A 21,106-nucleotide genomic window follows, 5' to 3' on the forward strand; every position below is an offset into this window, starting at 1 on the left:
TTCGTTAAATCCAAATAAATCAAGAGATTATGTCAATTCTTGTCTATATAGAACACGCTGAAGGAAAAGTGAAGAAAACCAGCTTGGAGGCGGTATCTTTCGCCCATGCCTTATCAGCAAAAACAGGTGAAGGTGAAGTAGTGGCTGTAGCGCTAGGCACGGTAAATTCTGCTGAATTGGCAGCAGTAGGTAAGGCCGGAGCGGCAAAAGTACTTCACTCAGGAGACGAAAGATTAAATGCCGGTGTGATTCAAGCCCATGCCACTGCAGTGGCTCAGGCATTCACTAAGGTAGGAGCAAAGACCTTGGTATTGGCTAAGTCATCTCTCGGTGACGCTGTGGCTGCTCGATTGGCCATCAAGTTAAACGCAGGCTTGGTTTCTAATGTGGTAGAACTTCCCAATACCTCAGGTGCCTACACTGTTAAAAGAAGTATTTATACAGGAAAGGCATTTGCAGAAACGACCGTTACTACTGATAATAAAATCTTAGCCATCAAGAAAAATGCGGTCGATCTTAAAACAGATGGATCCGACGCGGTTGTGGAATCGTTCTCAGTGACTATTCCGGATGCAGATTTTGCTTCCAAGATTACTTCAACCGAGAGAGCTACCGGGGAGATTTTATTACCCGAAGCAGATATCGTAGTGTCAGGTGGAAGAGGTATGAAAGGCCCTGAAAACTGGGGTATGCTGGAAGATTTGGCAAAAACGCTGGGTGCTGCCACGGGTTGTTCCAAGCCTGTATCGGATATTGGATGGAGACCTCATCACGAGCACGTAGGTCAAACAGGGGTAAAAGTTGCACCTAGTTTATATGTCGCAGTAGGAATTTCAGGAGCTATTCAACATCTTGCAGGTGTTAATTCCTCAAAGTGCATTGTGGTGATCAATAAAGATCCTGAAGCGCCATTTTTCAAAGCAGCGGATTACGGGATAGTAGGAGATGCTTTTGAGGTAATTCCCAAACTAACTGAAGCACTAAAAGCCGAACTTTAATTTTTGTGGAAAAACTGGTAGAACTTGAAATCTTGGGACTTTCGTCCAATCATTCCCAATCAGGGTCCTTTACTCTGGTCATGGGAGAAGTGGATGGTATCCGAAGGTTACCCATTGTCATTGGGATGTTTGAAGCTCAGGCAATCGCCATTGAGATCGAAAAAATCATTCCCAATAGACCTATGACCCATGATTTGTTCAAGTCTTTTGCTGATAACTTTGAGTTTGACATCGATAAGATTGTTATTTCAGACATGAAAGAAGGCGTTTTTTACGCTAAAATTCACTGTAAGAGTAGTCTTGTCGAAGTGGAGATTGATTCACGTCCCTCTGATGCAATTGCCATTGCCGTCCGTTTCGGAGCCTCTATTTTCTGCTCTGAAAAAGTGATGGCAGAAGCAGGAATTGAATTTACCGAAGAGGAGAAGCGTGAGGAAACCAAAACCCCCAAGGCCCCTTCTCCAAAGCCAGCCGCCACAAAAGAAGGTTCACTAAAGGACTACAGTTTGGATAAATTAAATCAGTTGCTTGAAAAGGCAATCAATAACGAAGATTACGAAAGAGCTGCCCGAATCAGGGATGAAATCAATAAACGTAACTAAACAGAGCCCCGATTTTTATCGGGGCTTTTTTCTTGCCCGAGATTGGGCTATTTTTAGCCCTTCGTATTAATCACACTGCATGGATTACTTAAGAGGCGCTCTAGGCTTGGCCGTTATTGTACTGGTGGCATTCATTTTTTCTAATAATCGCAAAAGAATTGACTGGAGGTTGGTCCTGATTGGCATATCTCTCCAACTGGTTTTTGGCTTTTTGATCACTAAGGTAGAATTCGTAAAAGATGGCTTTCAATTGCTCTCTGAAGGGTTCGTGAAATTCCTGAGCTTTAGTGAAGCTGGAGCCAGGTTTATTTTTGGTGACCTCGCAGGCGACAGTTTTGGGTTCATATTCGCTTTTAAAGTTCTTCCTACCATTATTTTCTTTTCGACCGTTTCAGCAGGACTTTATTACTTGGGTATTTTGCAAAAAGTGGTGTATGGGATTGCCTGGGTGATGGCCAGGACCATGAGGCTTTCAGGTCCTGAGTCATTGTCTGCTGCTGGAAATATTTTTCTCGGACAGACAGAAGCACCCCTGTTGGTACGACCATTTATTCCTCAGATGAGTAAGTCCGAGCTGATGTGTCTGATGACGGGGGGAATGGCAACCATTGCAGGTGGAGTGTTGGCTGGATATGTGGCTTTTCTTGGTGGAGACAGTTTGGAGGAGCAAAGCAAATTTGCCGCCTACTTATTGGGTGCTTCCATCATGAATGCACCGGCGGCGATTGTTCTTTCCAAGATTTTTATTCCTGAAACTGACAAAGAAATTGTTCAGGATAAACTGGAAGTGAATAAAGAGGCCATGGGAGTAAATCTCATTGATGCGATGTCTATCGGTGCTGCAGAAGGACTCAAACTAGCTTTGAATGTAGGCGGGATGCTTTTAGCCTTTATTGCAGTGATCGCTGCTGTGAATTATGGGTTGAGTGGAATGATCGGAGAGTATACAGGATTGAATGCTTGGGTTGAAAGTTCAACAGGAGGTCAATTCAAAGGATTCTCACTGGAATACATTTTTGGACAAATCTTCAGGGCATTTGCCTGGGTCATAGGAGTGGAGTGGGCGGATTCGCTTCAGGTCGGAAGTCTTTTAGGTCAAAAAACAGTGATCAATGAATTTGTAGCTTATTTGAGCCTCGCAGACATGAAAGCGGCCGAATCCATCAGTCCAAAATCAATCGTCATCGCTACTTATGCACTTTGTGGATTTTCCAATTTCAGTTCAATTGCTATTCAGCTGGGCGGTATTTCCATTATCGCTCCCAATCAACAGGGCAATTTGAGCAGGTTGGGACTTAAATCCCTAATGGCAGCTTCCTTGGCCTGTTTGATGACTGCCACGATTGCCGGGATGCTATTTTAAAAGACGCTAGATTTTAGACATAAGACACTAGACTAATATTAAATCCAATTGCAGAATAATTTCAAAATTGGACTTTGGATTAATGTATTATCCTTAAACTAAAAAGAGAAAAACCGGAAATGATGATTCCCGGCTTTTTGTCTTTTCAAGCTTTAAAATCTTGAGCCTAAAGTCTTATTTTCCGTAAAGCTGCTTGCTCATTTCTTCGTATTTGTCTCCAGCTTGCCACATAGGGCGTTGGTCCCAATTGGCAATTTTTTGGGCAGAGAGGATATACGATTTCCAATACACCTGTGCATAGTTTAGATCAAAATCTTCTACATGGTCACCCGCTTTGTGGTAGTACTTATTGATCTCGTCATCAAAAGCAGTAAAGCCCAAAGTAAAGCTGGGTGCAGGAATTCCTTTTCTAGCAAAATTCACATTGTCTGACCGATCGTAAAGCCCTTGTTCAGGTGATGGATCAGCTTTTGCAGTCAGTCCAAATTCAGCAACCGCTTCCTCAATCATAAAATCAGCACTGGTCCTTCCCAACCCGATCACTGTGATGATGGAAGTGTCATTATAGCCTGCATTGTCGATGTTGAGATTGTAGATGATTTGATTGAGTGGAATCAGAGGATTAGATGCAAAGTATCCACTACCTAACAGACCTTTTTCTTCCGCAGTCCACAGTGCCAAAAGAACAGAACGCTTTGGAGGGTTTTGAGCAAAATACTTCGCGGCATTCAAAACTGCCACAGTCCCTACTGCATTGTCACGGGCACCATTGTATATGGAATCACCCTTTGCATCCGGAGTGCCCACACCCACATGATCATAATGGGCGGAGAGAAGAATAAATTCGTTCTTCAGCTTTGGATCCGACCCTTCTATCCAAGCCAATACATTTTTGCCTTCGATGTCTGTTGTCACTTTTCCGGTTATAGAAACCTCAGCCGATGAGAGATTTTGTCCTGTTAATTGGTTTTTGAGATCCTCTACCCAGATGTAAGGCATGTCGCTCACTTCGCCCATATCGATGCTCATCTGCGGTCTATTGAGAAAACCGGAAATTAACTGCCAAGGAATGGAAGGCACGTTGAACCGTTCGATGATGGCCACTGCTCCGGATTCTTTTGCACGTACAGCCTTCGCTCTTCCCTCTGAAAAAAGCTGATTAGGACTGAGTTTATTCGGTGCTCCGACATTGGTGACAGCTATTTTGCCCTTTAGGTCCTTGCCCGCAAAATCTTCAGCAGAACCAAAGCCTACATCTACCAATTCGAACTTCCCGGAAAATGACGTTCCTTCAAGGACCAATAGGTTTTGGCCTTGATTAAAGCTGAAATCACCGATTTTGATGTTGCCTGTTTTGGGAGGAGATGAAAGCTTAAAAGGAATATCCTGGTAATATCCATTTGCTCCGGGAACAGGTTTGGCACCTGCTTTTTCAAGTTCTTTTGCGATAAAGGTATAAGCCAATTTCATTTCCGGTCGTGATGGTTCACGCCCCATGAGTTCGTCAGAAGCAAGGTAGGTAAACTGGGAGATGGCTTCTTTGCCGTCAAATTTTTTCTCGATATCCTGCTTTTGAGCGAAAACCAGCGTGCTGGAAGCCATCAAAAGTCCGAGAGTTAACAAGGATTTTTGCATAGGGTAATTAATTGAATTGGCCTAAAGTAAAGGAAAAATCAGAATCGGGGGATTCACTCATAAAATTTCCTTCGGATTCCATCCTAATTCCTGAATGATTGTTCGGAAATGTACAGGAGGAGGACAGATGATACTTATTTTTTCTTGTGAAAGGGGATGGGTAAAGCTGAGTTTCCAAGCGTGAAGAAGGAGATTATTCAGGCCAAATTGACGCTCGAAAAAAATATTCTGCTTGTTGTCCCCATGCTTTTTGTCTCCGATGATATAGTGTCGGATATGTGCAAGGTGCCTCCGGATTTGATGAGTTCGGCCTGTGAGCAAATCCACCTCCAATAAGCTATATCGGCTCGTTGGGTATCGCCCGGTGGAATTGAAGGGTATTTCGGTCTCCTCCAATACTTTGTAGCGGGTTTGTGCTTCTTGGAGTTTTTTGGACCGTTCGCTCTGCAGAGGGTGATCGATCAAGCCTTCTTTTTCTTTAGGGATTCCTCTGGCGATGGTTAAATAGGTCTTTTGGACCTCCCGATCCATAAATTTAGCCTTGATTGCTGGCAGTATTTCTTCATTTTTGGCAAAAAGCAGAAGACCGCTAGTGGCCCTGTCCAAGCGATGAACAGGCGAAACCCAGGATCCAATTTGATCCCTAAGCTGGATCAATGCGTTTTCATCCTCTCCAAATGCCTGTCGGGTACGGTGAACCAGCAACCCGGCGGGCTTGTCGATGATCACTAAATATTCGTCTTCGAAGAGGATGTTAAGCATGTTCTTTTACCGCTAAGGACACTAAGGTTTAAGGGAAGTTCACAAAGATTGATTTTTGCTTCTTTTACCCGAAAATGAAACTTCAATAAGCCACAGATTAACAGATTATAAAATCTATCTGTGCATCTGTAGCAACTAATTGGAGAGCAAATCAGAAAATCGTTCCGCTTCCGATGCATTCCTCGCCTTGGTACCAGGCCACGAACTGTCCGGAGGCGATGCCTTTTTGGGCATTTTCGAAAATGACATACAAGCCGTTTTCCCTCATGATCAAGGTGGCTTTAGAGAGTGGCTGCCGATATCGAATTCTAGCTATGTATTCAGCAGATGCTCCGTGCTCTAGAGCCAAATCCTCCCGAATCCAGTGTACTTGATCTTTTTTGACAAATAGTCCAAAACGGTTGAGGCCTGGATGCTCTTCGCCCAAGCCGGTGTAGATCACATTTTCTCGAGTATCCGTGGAGATTACGAAAAGCGGTTTTCCTGTACCTCCGACCTGCAATCCTTTTCGCTGACCTACGGTGAAATAATGCGCACCATTATGTTCTCCCAGTACTTTTCCCTGATCAGCCGTGTAATGAATCGGCAGACAAACTGCATCCAAAGTATCTTGATCCCAATCTTGAGGCTCGATACCTGCAGGTATTTTCAATCGGTCAAAAACCGGTAAATTTTCCGGGATTTGGATGATTTTGCCTTTTTTGGGCTTAAGCTGCTGCTGAAGAAAATCAGGAAGACGTACTTTTCCTATAAAGCAAAGTCCCTGGGAATCTTTCTTTTCGGCTGTAATCAGGTCTGCTTCTTTGGCAATTTCCCGTACTTGGGGTTTTTGCAGATGGCCTATCGGAAAGAGCGCTTTGGCCAGTTGATCCTGCGATAGCTGGCAAAGGAAATAGCTTTGATCTTTGTTGGGATCGGCACCTGCAATGAGTTGGTACACTGTTTTTCCATCCACCTCGATTTCACGCTTTTGGCAATAATGTCCCGTTGCGACAAAGTCCGCTTTGAGTTTCTGTGCGGCTTTGAGGAAAATGTCAAATTTGATTTCTCGATTGCAAAGAATATCCGGATTGGGTGTGCGTCCGGCCTCGTATTCCGCAAACATGTAATCCACGATACGTTCTCGGTATTCTTCGCTGAGATCGATGGCTTGGAAGGGGATTCCGAGTTTTTCGGCGACGAGCATGGCATCGGTGGAGTCCTCCATCCAGGGGCATTCGTTGGAGATGGTGACAGATTCATCGTGCCAGTTTTTCATAAACATGCCGATGACTTCGTAGCCCTGATCGATTAAAAGTTTGGCAGCCACGCTGCTGTCCACACCGCCGGAGAGGCCGACGACTACTCTAGGTTTTGTTTTCATAAGTAATGGTTAATGGATTCAAGGTCCATTAGGTTACGGGATGGAAACGTTTTTGAACTTTGGATAAGTTCACGAAGGTATATAATTGAAAGAATGAAAAATTGTAACATTGGAAAATTGATTGAGGATGCTTCCTCGTGAAAATTTTTCAATTTTAAAATCTTCAAATCTTCCAATCCAATGTCCACCCTCGAAACCCGTATTAAAAACGGCTCTTTTTTACCTGAATTGCAGTTTCAGACCGCTCGAAGCAGTGGTCCGGGAGGGCAGAATGTGAATAAAGTGGAGACCAAGGTTCAGTTGAAGTTTGATGTCAACAACTCCCTGATTTTAAACGAAGAGGAAAAATTGACTTTGCTTCAAAAAGCTTCGAATAAGATCGATCAGGAGGGTTTTTTGCAACTTTCATCCCAAGAAAAACGGTCACAGATTCAAAACAAGGAGTTGGTCTTGAGGAAGTTTTACGATCTACTACGAACTGCCTTTCATAAAAAGAAAATAAGAAAAGCTACCAAGCCCAGTAAGGGAGCCATAGAGGAGCGGCTTAAATCCAAAAAAGTTCAGTCCGAGAAAAAGGCGAATCGGAATTGGAAATTGTGAGAAGGCTATTATCCAACAAGAACTGAAAGTTGATTTGATTCCAAAGTTGGGTTCGTTGTGTAGGCTTCCCCAAAAATTACTCAAGTCTAACGTTCTTTATGCTTGGAAAAGCTTTGTGTAAGATTCAATTTTGATATTAAAATTCACCCTTTCGGGAAACTTCAATTTCTTTCTTTAATGAATCTATCTTATACCATCAAATCCTTTCAGGAACTCAGCAACGAAGAACTTTATGCCATTTTACGCCTGAGGGCTGAGGTATTTATCGTGGAACAAAACTGCCCCTACCTGGACCTGGACAACAAGGACCAAAAGTGTTATCACCTGATGGTATATGATTCTCAACGCTTGGCGGGATACTGTCGCTTGCTACCAGCCGGAGTTTCCTATGAGGAGATTTCCATTGGTCGGGTGATTTCGGCACCTTCCCATCGTGGTACAGGTGTAGGAAAAATTGTCATGGAATTGGGTATTCGCTCCTGTAAGGAACTCTTTGGTGTCGGGCCGATTCGCATTGGAGCTCAAGTCTATGCCAAGCCCTTCTATGAGGCCTTAGGCTTTGTGGCAGAGGGGGAGGAGTATCTTGAAGATGATATTCCCCATGTGGAGATGCTTAGACCTTAAGGTAATCATCACATCGATTTAGGTATTGAGTGAGAGAAAAAAAAGGAACAGACGCTCGTCCATTCCTTTCTTTTAATTCAAAATCCGAAATTTAGATCTTACCACGCTATTCCATAATCATCCCCATAATTACTTGCACCGCCCCAAAGGGTACCATGCTTCCAGTCGATCCAAATGGCGGTGATAGGGCCGGAAGTTTTATTCCAAAAGTCCATGATGTATCCTTTGCGCAGCAAATCTCTTCTGATCCACTCGGGTGTATCTTCTCGAAGTGTGATCGCGCCGGGACGGATTTCATGGTCTCCAAAGCTGCTTTGCATTTGGTAAGAATTGAAATTAGGGGCTTCTACTGCCTCCTGCACATTCATGTCAAACTCGACCACATTGAGGAAGAATTGCAGTAGATTCTGATCCTGAGAATCACCGCCTTGTACAGAAAATGCCAAGTACGGCTTTCCGTCTTTCATCGCTAAGCTTGGAGTCAAGGTAACTCGTGGTCGCTTGCCTGGTTCGGGTAGATTGTAAGGATTCAGGTTTTCATCCAACACAAAGCTTTGCATGCGTTGAGAAAGGCCTACGCCCGTATTTCCTGCAATGACTGCTGGAATCCAGCCACCTGATGGCGTCACGGAAACGACCCATCCTTCAGCATCGGCAGCCTGGACGGAGGTGGTGCCACTTTGGAAATCAGCCAGAAATTTTTCATCCAAACCTGATTTCAAATCTTCCGGAGTAATGGAGGCAACAGTTTGCTTGTTTTTGTTCAGTAAATGAAGGTAAGGATTGGTTTGGCCTTGGAAAGGATAGGGGTCCCCTGCGGTGATTTTGGGATCATTGACGTCACCGATGAGCTTGGCGCGTTCTTTGGCGTATTCTTTGGAAAGCAGTCCTTTCATCGGGGACTGGACAAATGCCGGATCTCCATAATAAAAGTCACGGTCTGCAAATGCCAAACTCATCGCCTGATAGACTGTATTGATATAGTTGGCCGAGTTGTAGCCCATGGATTTGAGGTCAAAATTTTCCAGAATGTTCAAGGACTGAAGTAAAGCCGGCCCTTGGGTCCATTCCTGAAGCTTATATACATCCACGCCTCGGTAGTTTACATGCAGGGGCTCCTCGATTTTCACCTTCCAATTAGCCAAATCCGCTTCTGTAAATAAACCACCTTGTTCTCTGGTACCTCTCACGATTTCTTTGGCGATGTCGCCTTTGTAAAAGCGGTCATAAGCCGCATAGATGGCTTCTTTCCGGCTTTTCTTGGCCTTCAATGCAGCTCTCTCAGCTTCTACAAGCTTGAGTAGCGTTTGGTATAGATCTTCCTGAACGAAGATTTCACCGGCTGATGGAGCTTCTCTTTTTTCACCCAAATGAGGCAGAAATACCTTTTTGGAATACGGCCATTCTTTGATTCTGGCTTTGTTGTTTTCTATGGCATTGGCGGTTTGAGCTTCAATCGGATAGCCCTTGGCCAAGTCCATAGCAGGCTTAAGTACCTGCTCCAGACTCATGGTCCCGAATTCAGCCAACATCGTCATGATTCCTCCCGGTGTACCTGGAGTGGTGGCAGCCAAAGGACCAAATTGAGGTGGGTATGCCATTCCCTGGGACTTGTAAAATTCCACCGTGGCTCCCGTTGGAGCAACGCCCATCGCGTTGATTCCGATGACTTTTTTGGTGTGGGGATTATAGATCAGAGCTTGGGTTTCACCTCCCCAAGAGAGCACATCCCACATGGTAGAAGTGGCAGCAATCATGGCGCAAGCGGCATCTACCGCATTTCCTCCTTGCTGGAAAATCATGGATCCAGCGGTTGCGGCGAGTGGTTTACCGGTGATGGCTACCCAGTTTTTTCCGTGAAGGATGGGTCTGTTGTTTGGCGTGGTGCCTGCACCGAGACCGGGCAAACCTTGTGCAAAGGTATTCCAGGAAATAAGCAGGAATACCAGAATGAAGAGTTTTTTCATTTGGGTGAAGGTTGATTATTAATTTTCGTCCAGAAGTTGACTCATGATAGGTACAAATCCTGGGTAAAGGGAATTGTAATAGGTGAATATCTGAAATATCGAGCTGGTCTGCTTGAGATCGATTTGATTTTCAATTACGAAATTCTCGATTTGAGAAGCCTTGTCTCCGAAAATCAGGAATAGGTCTTTCCTTTTTTTGGGTACTTCATACAGGTCTTTGTCTTTCAGATAATAGTAGATATTCCGTTTGATAATCTGATCGTTTCGGTTGCCCACCATCAAAGCGGTATTGTAGTTGGATTCTTTGAAAATGGCCATGGTCCTTCGCATCAGCGGTAACTGTCCCTCAACCAGCACTTCAAAAAAACCGGAAATGGGAACCCCATCTTCTCTAAAGTCCATCCCATTGACAAAGTATCGGGGCACTTTATAGCTGCTGTCCATCCAAACGATGTTTTGCACGCGGTAACCTTGCAGAGTAGTGATTTGGAAGGTCTCAGGTTCCAATAATTCAAAGTTGTTGGAATTGATATTATACCTTACGCGGAAGTTTTCCAGCACCTGTTGGTCACGGTAAAGTAGGATGGAGGCGAGGTTCCATTTTTTATCGAGATAAAAATTCCCCTCTACTTTTTTGGGTTCGGGAGGAATTCCATAGATCATGTTTCCACCGATGAAGTTGGGACGCTCCACAAGTAATCGGCTTACATTAGTCGTACGGATGGTTTTTTGGAGTGCAGCACCTGTTCCTTCACTTCCGAATTTGATCAGGTAAATTTCTCCCAGATTCACATCTCCTTTCATCTGGATATTTTTCTCATAGATATTGTATCCTGGAAAAGTGACCGTTAGAGTATACTTTTCTTCTGTGATGCCTTCCAGGCTAAAGTATCCTACTCCTCCCGTGATAGACCCAAAACTAGTATTTCGAAGGGTGACGGTAGCTCCCTCGATAAATTCCTTGGTATCAGAATCCAGTACCCTCCCTTTGATGGTAAAAGTCTGGGCCAAGGCCATTTGGGGTAGCCAAAAAACCCAAGCTACAAGGAGAGCTTGCTTCCAGAAATGGGATATCTTCATTCCGATCAACTTTGATGTTAATATAGGCCAAACTCAAGAGTGATGCTAAATGATTTACATCGAGTGCCTTATTCCGTATCCAGAATCCCAAACTTTCTTCTAAATTCCTGTATCTTTGGATGATCGGTTCTTTTCCGGTCGCCTTTTTACCTAATAAAATCACCTTAAGTTGAATTTTCAGTCATTTAATTTTGAGTCGTCTCTACAAGAGGGACTTGATGCCATGGGGTTTGATCAGCCCACCCCCATACAGCAAATGGCCATTCCGGTCATTATGGAAGGAAAAGATCTTATTGCTTGTGCCCAGACCGGAACCGGAAAAACCGCAGCCTTTGTACTTCCTATTCTGAACAAGATTTCCAAATCAGGTTCCAATACCCTAAATACCTTGATTTTGGCACCAACACGTGAACTCGCGATTCAGATCGATCAGCAGATTCAGGGATTTTCCTATTTTCTTGGGGTCAGTTCTGTTCCTATTTATGGAGGAGGTGATGGGGTTATCTGGGAGCAACAGAAAAAAGCTTTGGAAACAGGTGCCGAAATCGTGGTGGCTACTCCCGGCAGATTGATCGCTTTGCTTGCTGGAGGAAAAATGGATTTGAGTACGCTCGAACATCTCATTCTCGATGAAGCTGACCGAATGATGGACATGGGTTTTTCAGATGATATTCTGAAAATCGTCAATTATCTCCCCAAAAACCGTCAGACCATCCTATTCTCGGCGACCATGCCACCCAAAATCCGTCAGTTCAGTATGAAAATCCTGAACAATCCGGAGGAGATATCCATAGCCATAGGTAAGACTGCCGAAGGGGTGACCCAGTCTATGTATTCGGTGTACGATACCCAAAAAGAGGACTTGGTTCGTCATATCCTTTCTCAAAAAGCGTATGAGGCCGTGATTATTTTCTGCTCGACTAAGGATAAGGTAAAGGCACTTTATAAGGTTCTCAAAAAAGGTTTTGATGTCGAAGCGTTTCATTCTGATCTGGAGCAGGTAGAGCGGGAAAAAATCATGTCTGCTTTCAAAAATAAGGCGGTAAAGATTTTGATCGGAACAGATATTATTTCCAGAGGAATCGATGTGGTAGGAATTGAATTGGTTATCAATTACGATACTCCAAGTGATCCTGAAGACTATGTACACAGGGTTGGACGTACTGCCCGCGCGGATAAAGAAGGGGAGGCTATCACCTTTGTCAATCCAAAAGATCAGCACAAGTTTGTGAGGATAGAAAAACTCATTGGGATGAAAGTGACCCAAAATCCTCTTCCCGAAGATTTCGAAAAAGGCCCTGAGTACCATGGAGAAAAGCCAAAAAGTGATTTTGGCCAGCCAGCTTCAGGTCTCAAAAAGAAGAAAAAGAAGAAAAAATCGGGTGGCAAATCCACCGGTGCGGCTCGTGAGCCTCAAGAACCAAGGCAAGAAGCAAAAGCTCCTAAAGTGCAGTCATCTAACGAATCCCCAGTTACTAAAAACGAAGCCAAGCCTAGCAAATACGGTCAGCGGAAGAATGTGATTGAGCCCTGAAAATTAGGGGCATAAACTGGTTTTTCAGAAGTACTTCAGGTATCTTGAAGTACTTTTCATTTTTAAAACCAGCAGATTATGCAATACTTAAAGCTCAAATCAAGCGGACCTTTTGTCTCTTACCTCCAAGAACTTTTGGGAAAACTAGGCTATCAGATTCCTGCTACTGGATACTTCGGAAACTTGACAGATTCAGCAGTCAGGGATTTTCAGCAAAAAAACGGATTGGTGGTGGATGGAGAGGTGGGAGTAAAGACATGGACACTTCTTATTGACCAAACCAGACCGGCTGAAGTCTTAGCGGACAAGTTTCTCGGTGAACAGGATCTTCGTGATTTTGCCCTTAAACACAATCTAGAATTGGCCGCAGTAAAGGCTGTCAATGAAGTTGAAAGCAGTGGTAAGGGTTTTTTGGTAGATGGAAAACCCAAAATCCTGTTTGAAGGCCATATTTTTTGGAAGCAGCTACAGGAAAGAGGCATCAATCCCAGTTTGATTTCCAATCCTACCAATGCGGATGTGCTTTATTCCAAGTGGACAAAGTCACATTATATCGGTGGACTAAGGGAATATGATCGATTAGAAAAAGCAGCCAATCTTTTGCCTGATCCAAAGGTCCGTGAAGCTGCTTTGGCCTCAGCTTCTTGGGGTAGTTATCAGATTATGGGATTTCACTTTAAAAAACTCGGATACACATCTATTCAGGAATTTGTGGATCAGATGTATGTCCATGAACGAAACCAACTCGAGGCTTTTGGCAAATACATTACCGCGTTTGGTTGTATCAATCACCTGAGATCGAAAAACTGGCCAAAGTTTGCGCATTGTTATAATGGACCTGCTTATGCTCAAAATAAGTATGATATCAAATTGGAAAATGCTTACCGAAAATACTTGAATCATCCATGAATCTAAAAGAACTTAATTTCCTGTTTCAGAGGGATTTAAATAAGCTGAAAGAGGAGCTAAATGCTTATCAAGAGGAGAGGAATCTTTGGAGTGTAGATAAGAATATTGCCAATTCGGCAGGAAATCTGACCATGCATCTTGTAGGTAACCTAAAACAGTATATCGGACTGGATTTGGGAGGATTTCCTTACGTGAGAAATAGAGAGAGGGAGTTTGGAGCCAAAGGTGAGCCTAGAGAGGGGTTACTTTTGGAACTGGAGGAGGTCAAGAAAATAGTGGAACAATCCCTTCTTCAGCTTCATCCAGACCGGCTTGGAGATATGTCTTTGCATTCATTTTTTGGCTACCCAATGACGATTGGGTTCTTTTTAATTCATCTGTATGGGCATTTCAATTACCATTTGGGACAGATCAACTACCATCGTAGAATGCTGGATTGAGGGGATAAAATACCCCATAAAGTAACTCCAATTTCATTGGGATAATTTTCTACGGAATTCTCCTTGAAAACAGGAAGGACAGTCAATCAAACTAATAAAACTTAGTCTTAATTAGATGAAATTTCATTTAATTGAAATGAATAGTCTGATTTTCGAAACAAACGTCAGCTTTTTCTCTAACTTTAGAGAATGCAAAGTTTCCTGTTGAACCTGTTATTGTTTTATGCCATTCTTTTTCTGATTAATGTGCCGGCTTATTTTTTGGGACTAAGGTTTGAAGGAAATGAATTGGGGAAACGATTGTGGTTTGAGCCTCCGGGATTTGTGATTCCTTTGGTTTGGGTGGTTTTATTTTTTCTGTTGGCTCTTTTAAGATTTAGGCTGCAAGCAGTTGAGGAATCCGGATTAGCAACCATGACGGTGGTATTGGCGGTGATTTGTGCTAGTTATGTTTACTATACCCTTGGTTTGGAAAAACTGACAGGAATATCTGCTCTTAAATTTGGTTTGGCAGGTAATATTCTGGTCATCCTTGCGGCCTTATGGGTTGGTAGGAAGGTTTCTGATCTTTCTGCAGATCTTTCTTATCTGGTTTTTCCGATCGTGGTTTGGACCTTTTTTGCCACAATGATAATCTTGGGGCAGATGCGTTTGAAAAGGAACTAGTCTCTTTTTACCCTAGTATCAAAAAGATACAGGATTCCTCCCAAAATCAGAATTCCGACGCCAATCAGGCTTTCTTTGGGCCTGTCCCAAATCAAATAGCCCATTACCGCACAGCTGAATATGAGATAAATGATTTGTAAAAAGGGCTTGAATGGAGTTTTGAAGCCGCTTTCTTTTTTAATTCTGAGAGAAGAATAGATGGTCACCGTTCCCATCAGTTGCAAGACAAAACCCGCGTAGAGCATCACCTGCTCAAAAGAACCTGAAAGAAAGAGGGCAAGGCTGATCAATGTGTTGAGTAAAATAGCTCTGACAGGGATTCCATTTGAATTGACCACGGCTAAAGGTCTCCAAAGCCTAAAATCTTTCGCCATGGCATAGGTGATCCTTGGGCCGACCCAAGCATAGCCGGATATGGTTGCGATTAGTTGAATTCCGATGAAAAAGCTTATCCATAACGCTCCCTTTGAGCCGAAAAGGTTTCCAAAAGCGATATCCGCAACTTGAACTTTACCGGAAAGTTGATGAATAGAAGCATGCTTGAGTAGGACAAGTTGAAGAAGTATGTAAACAACCATGACGGATACCGTAGCCCAAATCAAGGCTTTTGGAAGGTTTTTTTTGGGTTGATCCACTTCTTCAATGATGTAGGCCGCAGAATTCCATCCGGTGTAGGCATAAAACACATAGATGAGGGAGACTGCAAAGCCGGGAAGTAGAATTTCCTTTTTCCAGGCGCCTGAGAAATCCAGTGCGGAATTATCTATAGTGGAAGAAAAATTTATTCCCAAGAAGATAAGAAGTAAGACGAAAATGATTTTGACCAAGGTCATTAAGTCTTGAAAGGTAGCCGACCTGCTTACCGAAAAAACGTGTGCAAGAGGGACTGCCAGAAGAAAAAATAAACCGGGAAGAATGGTCTCTCCAAATAGCGGACTGAGATAGTTATTCATTGCCATGGCAGCAATGGCTATCGGTGCTGAAAATCCAACGACCAAAGAAACCCAAGCGTAGAGATACCCAACTGAAGGATGGATGGATTTGGACAGGAAAATATAATCTCCCCCGGTTTTTCTGAAGTGGGTTCCGAGCTCTGCATAGACCAAGGCCCCGATCAAAGCCATTCCTCCTCCAAGCGTCCAAAGAATCAGGATGGTCCAGGTGTTTTGAACTACCGCCAGCTGAAAGCCTAAGCTGGTAAAGACTCCAGTACCGATCATATTGGCAATGACCAGACCTGCGGCTGTTTTCCAGGAGATTTTAGAGTTTGATAGCATTTCAGTTCAAAATAGGGGAAAGGCAAACACAAAAAAAAGCATCCCGAATTTCAGGATGCTTTATTCTATGGAATTGGTGGTTTTATCAGTTTTTGACTGCCTCAAACAGGTCTATTGGCGTGGCTTTTACTTTTTCTTCGAAAGCCTTCCAGTCTCCGTTTATAAATTCGTTCGCTTTGGCTATTGCTTGGTCGGCAGCTTCCTTTGCCTGAGCGAACAATCGTTCCTCTGTTGCTCCAGGGGCTCCATAGCTTGAGTTAGCATAGCTTCGAGGTGCAAAAAGACGGGTCATGGTAGTAGGGTAAAGGTTCCTCACGATTCCTTGGCCTTCTCTTCGTGGACCTGTAAATGCCTCTCTTGTGGTGTCCAACTTTTTCTTGATGTCCTTTGCTGCTGCTTCCAAGGCTTTTGCTTCATCGGTCTTCAGATCTTTGATCATTGCGTTGACCTTATCAATTACTTTTTGAGCATCATCCAGCTTTTTGGTTGCAGCAGAGACTTCAGAGGAAAGGGCTTCTACCTTTTTCACAAATGTTTCACGAGCTTGAAGATCGGCCAATTTAGGGTCGATTCTTGGGTCGGCGTTTACCTTGATGGAAGTCTCGGAAGATTCTCCTCCGTATTCAAAGACCACTTTGTACGTGCCCGGAAGGGCATCTCCTCCGCTAGGTTCAAAGAAACCTCGACGTCCACCACCTTGGCCACCGCCGAAACCTCCGCTCATTTCAGCGGTTGATTTACGGTCAAGATTCCAAATGATGCGATTTACTCCTTTGGAAGGCAATGCTTTTAAGGTCCTGATTTGCTCACCTGAAGCATTGAAAATTTTTACAGTGACAGAGTCCAGCGTTTCTTTATCATCATTGATGAAGTAGCTCAATCGACCTCCAAACACTCTGTTTTCACCGGAATACTTGGCTGATGCCATGAACCGCTCCCCATGTGGCTGCTGGATTTCTGCCTGATAAGCCTCTGGAGCTGGAAATGCGGTTATTTTTCCCGAAGGGGCTTTTCCTCCATTTTTCGCGAAAGCTCTTAAAGGACGGATATCATCCAGAATATAGATTGCTCGTCCAAAAGTACCGATCACCAAGTCAGCTTCTCTTTCCTGAATGGTCATGTCGTAGGTAGAGACAGCTTTTGGATAGCCATGCTCCCACTTATTCCAAGTTTTGGCTTTATCAAAGGAAACGTACAAGCCAAATTCAGTACCTAAGAAAACAAGGTTTGGTTCCTCTGTGTCCTGTTTGATGGACAGGGTATAGCCCCACACTTTTGAATCGTCAGCAATTCGGGTAAAGGTTTTGCCAAAATCCGAGCTGTGGTAAGCATAAGCGGCGAAGTCATTGTTTCGATAGTTGTTAGCAATTACCCAAACCTCACCTGCGTTGTATTTGGAAGCCTGTACTTGTGGAATCCAAGAAGCTTTAGGTAATCCGGTTAACTTTGAAGCCAGATTCGTCCATGTTTTTCCACCGTCTGTGGTCAGCTGAAGGTTGCCATCGTCTGTACCAACCCAAATCACATTTTTATCCACAGGTGAAGGAGCAATGGCGATGATGGTGGTATGATTTTCTGCACCCGTGATGTCAAAAGTCAATCCGCCGGTAGTCTGTTGACGCTGCTTGGTAGAGTCGTTTGTCGTCAAATCTGGAGAGATGATCTCCCAGGTTTCCCCAGAATCGGTAGATTTATGCAGGAACTGGGAAGCGTAGTATACCGTGTTGGTATCGTGGGGATCCTGTGCAATCGCTGCGTTCCAGTTGAATCTCAAAAATACATCCTTGTCCGGATGAGTAGGACGTATGGTGCGGTTATGGCCAGTAAGTTTGTCAAAACGGCTCACGTTTCCTCCTTGGGACATGGTATACCCATAGCGAGAATTGGCTGGATGAGAGACTACATCAAACCCGTCACCGAATGAAACTTCCTGCCAATAAGTGTTTCTGATTCCATCTGTTCTCCAGATGTAAGCTGGTCCAGTCCAAGAGCCATTATCTTGCATCCCACCATAGACATTGTAGGGAACTTCATTGTCTACGTTGATATGGTAGAATTGGCCTACTGTGATCCCTTCTGCAAAAAACCAGGTCTTGCCCATATCGCGTGAGATATTCAGTCCTCCGTCATTGCCATCGATCAGGAGGGAGGGATCATTGGGATTGATATACCAGGCGTGGTGATCTGGGTGGACTCCTTCATAGGAAAGCAATTCCCTGAAGCTTTTGCCTCCATCTTCAGATATACCCACCCTTGAATAAAGAGTATAGAGTCGATTCTCGTTCTTTGGGTCTGCGTAGATTTCAAAGTAATAGAAGGGACGATCGCCAATTTCACCTTTGTCATTGATCATGGTGAATTTTTCTCCTCCGTCTTCTGATACATAAAGTGCATTTTTGGAGGATTCGATCAAGGCATATACCTTGTTGCTGTTAGCTTTGGAGATTGCCAAACCCATTCTTCCCAATTTCCCTTTGGGAAGGCCATTTTCTTCAGCTGTCAGTTTCTTCCAATTATCCCCTCCATCTTGTGTCACATAAAGCCCCGAAGACTCACCTCCAGATTCAAAAAACCAAGGGTATCTACGGTGCTCCCACATGTTGACAAAGATCTTGTTGGGATTGTTGGGATCCATGATTATTTCGCCTACACCAGTTTTGTTGTCTACATATAGGATTTTTTTCCAGGTTTTTCCACCGTCTGTGGTTTTGTAGACACCACGCTCTTCCTGCGTGCCCCATGGAGAACCAATCGCCCCAACAAAAACTGTATTGGGATCGTCAGGGTGAACGATGATTCGGTGGATGGCGCGGGTTTTTTCCAAGCCCATCAGCTGCCAGGTTTTACCTGCATCCAAGGATCGGTACACTCCATAACCCATGTTAAGCGAGTTTCTAGGGTTGCCTTCTCCAGTACCAACCCAGATGATATTTGGATTTTTCTGATAAATGGAAATGGCTCCAATAGAGTGTACCCGCTCATTGTCAAAAATCGGCTCCCAAGTGATGCCTCCAGAGGTAGATTTCCATAGGCCTCCCGAAGCAGATCCGGCATAAATGATAGTTGGGTTTTCATGGACTGCATCGATGGCCGTGATACGACCGCTCATGGCACCTGGACCGATACTTCTGGCTTTCATGGACTTAAATACATCCATGTTGACTTGCTGCGCTTGAACGGCTAAGCTCAGCATAGCTGCCACAATCAAAAGGTAGACTTTGTTCATTTGACTAAGGTGGTTTTCAATTTCTACTCAATTAAAAGAAAAGTTTTGGAATAGGAAGGCTAAATTATTCTAATGGAAGAGGGGATAGAACTACCCGATGATTCTATTTTTTGACGGCTGGTTTGGGTGAGGTAGGACTTTTAGTTTTCTTTAAGAAAAAAAAGTATCGATATGATTAAAAATTGGATGAAGCCATTGGTTGGGCTTTTTCTTTTTGTGGAAGGCTCTGCTGCTTTGGCCCAGAATGGACGTTTTCAGCAGGCGGTAGACTACAAAATGGATGTCCAGATGGATGTGAAAACCAATCAGTATTCTGGAACTCAGGTGCTCAGCTACACCAACAATTCTCCCGACACCCTTACCAGAGTTTTTTACCATTTGTATTACAACGCGTTTCAGCCGGGCAGTATGATGGACGTCAGGTCCAGGACTATTGCAGATCCGGATCCACGGGTGAAAGATCGTATTTCCAAACTCAAACCTGAAGAAATCGGATACCTGCATGCCAAATCTCTCACTATGAATGGAAAGGCTGTAAAGTTCAAGGAAGTAGAGACCGTCCTGGAAGTGGATTTGTCAGAGCCCATTTTGCCCCATTCTACAGTCACTTTTGAAATGGAATTTGAAGGCCAAGTTCCTTTGCAGATCAGACGATCAGGTCGGGACAGTGAAGAAGGGGTACGCTATTCCATGTCTCAATGGTATCCCAAAATGGCTAACTATGACGAACAAGGATGGCATGCCAACCCTTATGTTGGCAGGGAGTTTTATGGGGTTTGGGGTGATTTTGACGTGAAAATCACAATCGATAAATCCTATGTAATCGGTGGAACGGGCTATCTTCAAAATCCCAATGAGATCGGTTACGGCTATGAAGATGCCGGTGTAAAAGTTCCTGTTCCTAAAGGAAATACGCTGACCTGGCACTTTGTGGCACCCAAAGTTCACGACTTTATGTGGGGTGCTGATCCAAAATACAAGCATGACAAAATTCAAATGTCAAACGGGATCACGGTGCACCATTTCTACATTCCGGGTGAAAAGACCACGGAAAACTGGGAAAAGCTAAAAGAGTATACACCCAAGGCAATCGACTACTTGTCCAAGCATTTTGGTCAATATCCGTACAAGCAATTTTCTGTGGTACAAGGAGGAGACGGAGGGATGGAATATGCGATGTCTACCTTGATCACAGGTCAGCGTCCTTTGAATAGCCTGGTGGGAGTGATGGTTCATGAGCTGGCACACAGCTGGTTTCATGGTGTATTAGCGACCAACGAGTCTTTATACCCATGGATGGATGAAGGATTTACCTCTTACGCCTCAGGATTGGCAATGTCAGCCATTTTCCAGCCCAGCGATCAGCCACATCGAGGCTCTTATTCAGGTTATTTCAGATTGGTAAAATCTGGACAGGAGGAACCTCTATCCACCCATGCCGACCATTTTCATTTGAATTCAGCTTACAGTACCGCAGCGTATTCCAAAGGAGCTGTGTTTTTAGCCCAGCTTGGTTATGTGATCGGAGAGGAAGCCAGGAATAAGGGAATGCTTAGGTATTGGAATACCTGGCAGTTTAAGCACCCTAATGTCAATGATTTCGTCCGAGTCATGGAAAAAGAGAGTGGGATGGAGTTGGATTGGTATAAAGAGTATTTTGTTTACACTACAAAAACGATTGATTACGGAGTAAAAGAAGTCAAAGCTTCAGGCACAGGAACAAGCATCACCTTGGAAAGACTGGGACTGATGCCCATGCCTATTGACTTGGTCATCACATACAAAGACGGTAGCAAGGAGACGGTTTATTTGCCTTTGGTCATCATGAGGGGAGAAAAACCGGAAGAAGCCGGAATGCCAAAGCGGGTGATGACGGAAGCTTGGCCATGGACTAATCTGACGAAAACCATTCAGTTGGAAAAGCCATCTTCACAAATCAAATCGGTAGAAATCGATCCAAGCAAAAGAATGGCTGATATTCAGCCTGAAAATAATAAAGTGGAGTTTTAAGGCCCCACTTTAACAGTTTGATCAAAAGAAAAAAGGTGGTTGATGAACCA

17 protein-coding genes are annotated in these 21,106 nt (G+C 43.9%); 10 read left to right on the forward strand and 7 right to left on the reverse strand.

All coding sequences use genetic code 11. The annotated features are described in order from the left end of the window. Positions 1-29: 29 nt before the first annotated feature. From DDT91_RS13295 to DDT91_RS13305, 3 genes are all read left to right on the forward strand, one after another. Positions 30-998 (forward strand): electron transfer flavoprotein subunit alpha/FixB family protein, encoded by a 969-nt coding sequence (locus DDT91_RS13295; protein ID WP_187176683.1) that lies wholly within the window; start codon positions 30-32, stop codon positions 996-998. 5 nt (positions 999-1,003) lie between these two features. Continuing rightward, entirely contained in the window at positions 1,004-1,600 is a 597-nt protein-coding gene (locus DDT91_RS13300; protein WP_187176684.1) for a bifunctional nuclease family protein, read from the forward strand. Positions 1,601-1,679: 79 nt separating this feature from the next. Further along, a complete protein-coding gene (locus tag DDT91_RS13305) occupies positions 1,680-2,963 on the forward strand; it encodes a NupC/NupG family nucleoside CNT transporter (RefSeq protein ID WP_187176685.1) in 1,284 nt (427 codons plus the stop codon). 174 nt (positions 2,964-3,137) lie between these two features. Here DDT91_RS13305 and DDT91_RS13310 read toward each other — a convergent pair whose 3' ends face one another. The 3 genes from DDT91_RS13310 to mnmA form a co-directional block, all read right to left on the reverse strand. Beyond that, a complete protein-coding gene (locus DDT91_RS13310) occupies positions 3,138-4,598 on the reverse strand; it encodes a M28 family peptidase (RefSeq protein WP_187176686.1) in 1,461 nt (486 codons plus the stop codon). 57 nt (positions 4,599-4,655) lie between these two features. Next, positions 4,656-5,360, reverse strand: coding sequence for a pseudouridine synthase (locus tag DDT91_RS13315; RefSeq protein ID WP_187176687.1), 705 nt, complete (start codon positions 5,358-5,360; stop codon positions 4,656-4,658). Positions 5,361-5,511: 151 nt separating this feature from the next. Beyond that, complete coding sequence (gene mnmA / locus DDT91_RS13320) at positions 5,512-6,723, reverse strand: tRNA 2-thiouridine(34) synthase MnmA (RefSeq protein WP_187176688.1); 1,212 nt, start codon at positions 6,721-6,723, stop codon at positions 5,512-5,514. Positions 6,724-6,903: 180 nt separating this feature from the next. Between mnmA and arfB the strand changes: the two genes are divergently transcribed. Beyond that, positions 6,904-7,323, forward strand: coding sequence for an alternative ribosome rescue aminoacyl-tRNA hydrolase ArfB (arfB, locus tag DDT91_RS13325; protein WP_187176689.1), 420 nt, complete (start codon positions 6,904-6,906; stop codon positions 7,321-7,323). 177 nt (positions 7,324-7,500) lie between these two features. Continuing rightward, positions 7,501-7,947, forward strand: a complete 447-nt coding sequence (locus DDT91_RS13330; protein WP_187176690.1) for a GNAT family N-acetyltransferase — start codon at positions 7,501-7,503, stop codon at positions 7,945-7,947. A 98-nt stretch (positions 7,948-8,045) separates the two neighbouring features. Here DDT91_RS13330 and DDT91_RS13335 read toward each other — a convergent pair whose 3' ends face one another. Both DDT91_RS13335 and DDT91_RS13340 read right to left on the reverse strand, forming a co-directional pair. Next, the gene (locus DDT91_RS13335) at positions 8,046-9,914 is read right to left on the reverse strand and encodes a gamma-glutamyltransferase family protein (protein ID WP_187176691.1); all 1,869 of its coding nucleotides are present in this window, start codon (positions 9,912-9,914) and stop codon (positions 8,046-8,048) included. A gap of 18 nt (positions 9,915-9,932) precedes the next feature. Then, positions 9,933-10,994 (reverse strand): carboxypeptidase-like regulatory domain-containing protein, encoded by a 1,062-nt coding sequence (locus tag DDT91_RS13340; RefSeq protein ID WP_187176692.1) that lies wholly within the window; start codon positions 10,992-10,994, stop codon positions 9,933-9,935. A 169-nt stretch (positions 10,995-11,163) separates the two neighbouring features. Here DDT91_RS13340 and DDT91_RS13345 point away from each other — a divergent pair, with 169 nt between their 5' ends. From DDT91_RS13345 to DDT91_RS13360, 4 genes are all read left to right on the forward strand, one after another. Continuing rightward, the gene (locus tag DDT91_RS13345) at positions 11,164-12,528 is read left to right on the forward strand and encodes a DEAD/DEAH box helicase (protein WP_187176693.1); all 1,365 of its coding nucleotides are present in this window, start codon (positions 11,164-11,166) and stop codon (positions 12,526-12,528) included. A 78-nt stretch (positions 12,529-12,606) separates the two neighbouring features. Then, positions 12,607-13,437 carry an N-acetylmuramidase family protein gene (locus DDT91_RS13350; protein ID WP_187176694.1) on the forward strand — a complete coding sequence of 277 codons (831 nt, stop codon included), beginning with the start codon at positions 12,607-12,609 and terminating at the stop codon, positions 13,435-13,437. Next, positions 13,434-13,877: a DUF1572 family protein gene (locus tag DDT91_RS13355; protein WP_187176695.1), complete on the forward strand. Its 444-nt coding sequence runs from the start codon at positions 13,434-13,436 to the stop codon at positions 13,875-13,877. Before DDT91_RS13350 ends, DDT91_RS13355 begins: the two co-directional genes overlap by 4 nt. Positions 13,878-14,066: 189 nt before the next feature. Continuing rightward, positions 14,067-14,543 carry a tryptophan-rich sensory protein gene (locus tag DDT91_RS13360; protein WP_187176696.1) on the forward strand — a complete coding sequence of 159 codons (477 nt, stop codon included), beginning with the start codon at positions 14,067-14,069 and terminating at the stop codon, positions 14,541-14,543. Here DDT91_RS13360 and DDT91_RS13365 read toward each other — a convergent pair. Then, complete coding sequence (locus tag DDT91_RS13365; protein ID WP_187176697.1) at positions 14,540-15,820, reverse strand: APC family permease; 1,281 nt, start codon at positions 15,818-15,820, stop codon at positions 14,540-14,542. The genes DDT91_RS13360 and DDT91_RS13365 overlap by 4 nt on opposite strands. An 85-nt stretch (positions 15,821-15,905) precedes the next feature. Then, a complete protein-coding gene (locus DDT91_RS13370; RefSeq protein WP_187176698.1) occupies positions 15,906-19,046 on the reverse strand; it encodes a hypothetical protein in 3,141 nt (1,046 codons plus the stop codon). A gap of 171 nt (positions 19,047-19,217) precedes the next feature. Between DDT91_RS13370 and DDT91_RS13375 the strand changes: the two genes are divergently transcribed. Further along, positions 19,218-21,056 carry a M1 family metallopeptidase gene (locus DDT91_RS13375; RefSeq protein WP_187176699.1) on the forward strand — a complete coding sequence of 613 codons (1,839 nt, stop codon included), beginning with the start codon at positions 19,218-19,220 and terminating at the stop codon, positions 21,054-21,056. The last annotated feature ends 50 nt before the right edge of the window (positions 21,057-21,106 follow it).

Source organism: Algoriphagus sp. AK58 (assembly GCF_014324365.1).
Taxonomy (GTDB): Bacteria; Bacteroidota; Bacteroidia; order Cytophagales; family Cyclobacteriaceae; genus Algoriphagus.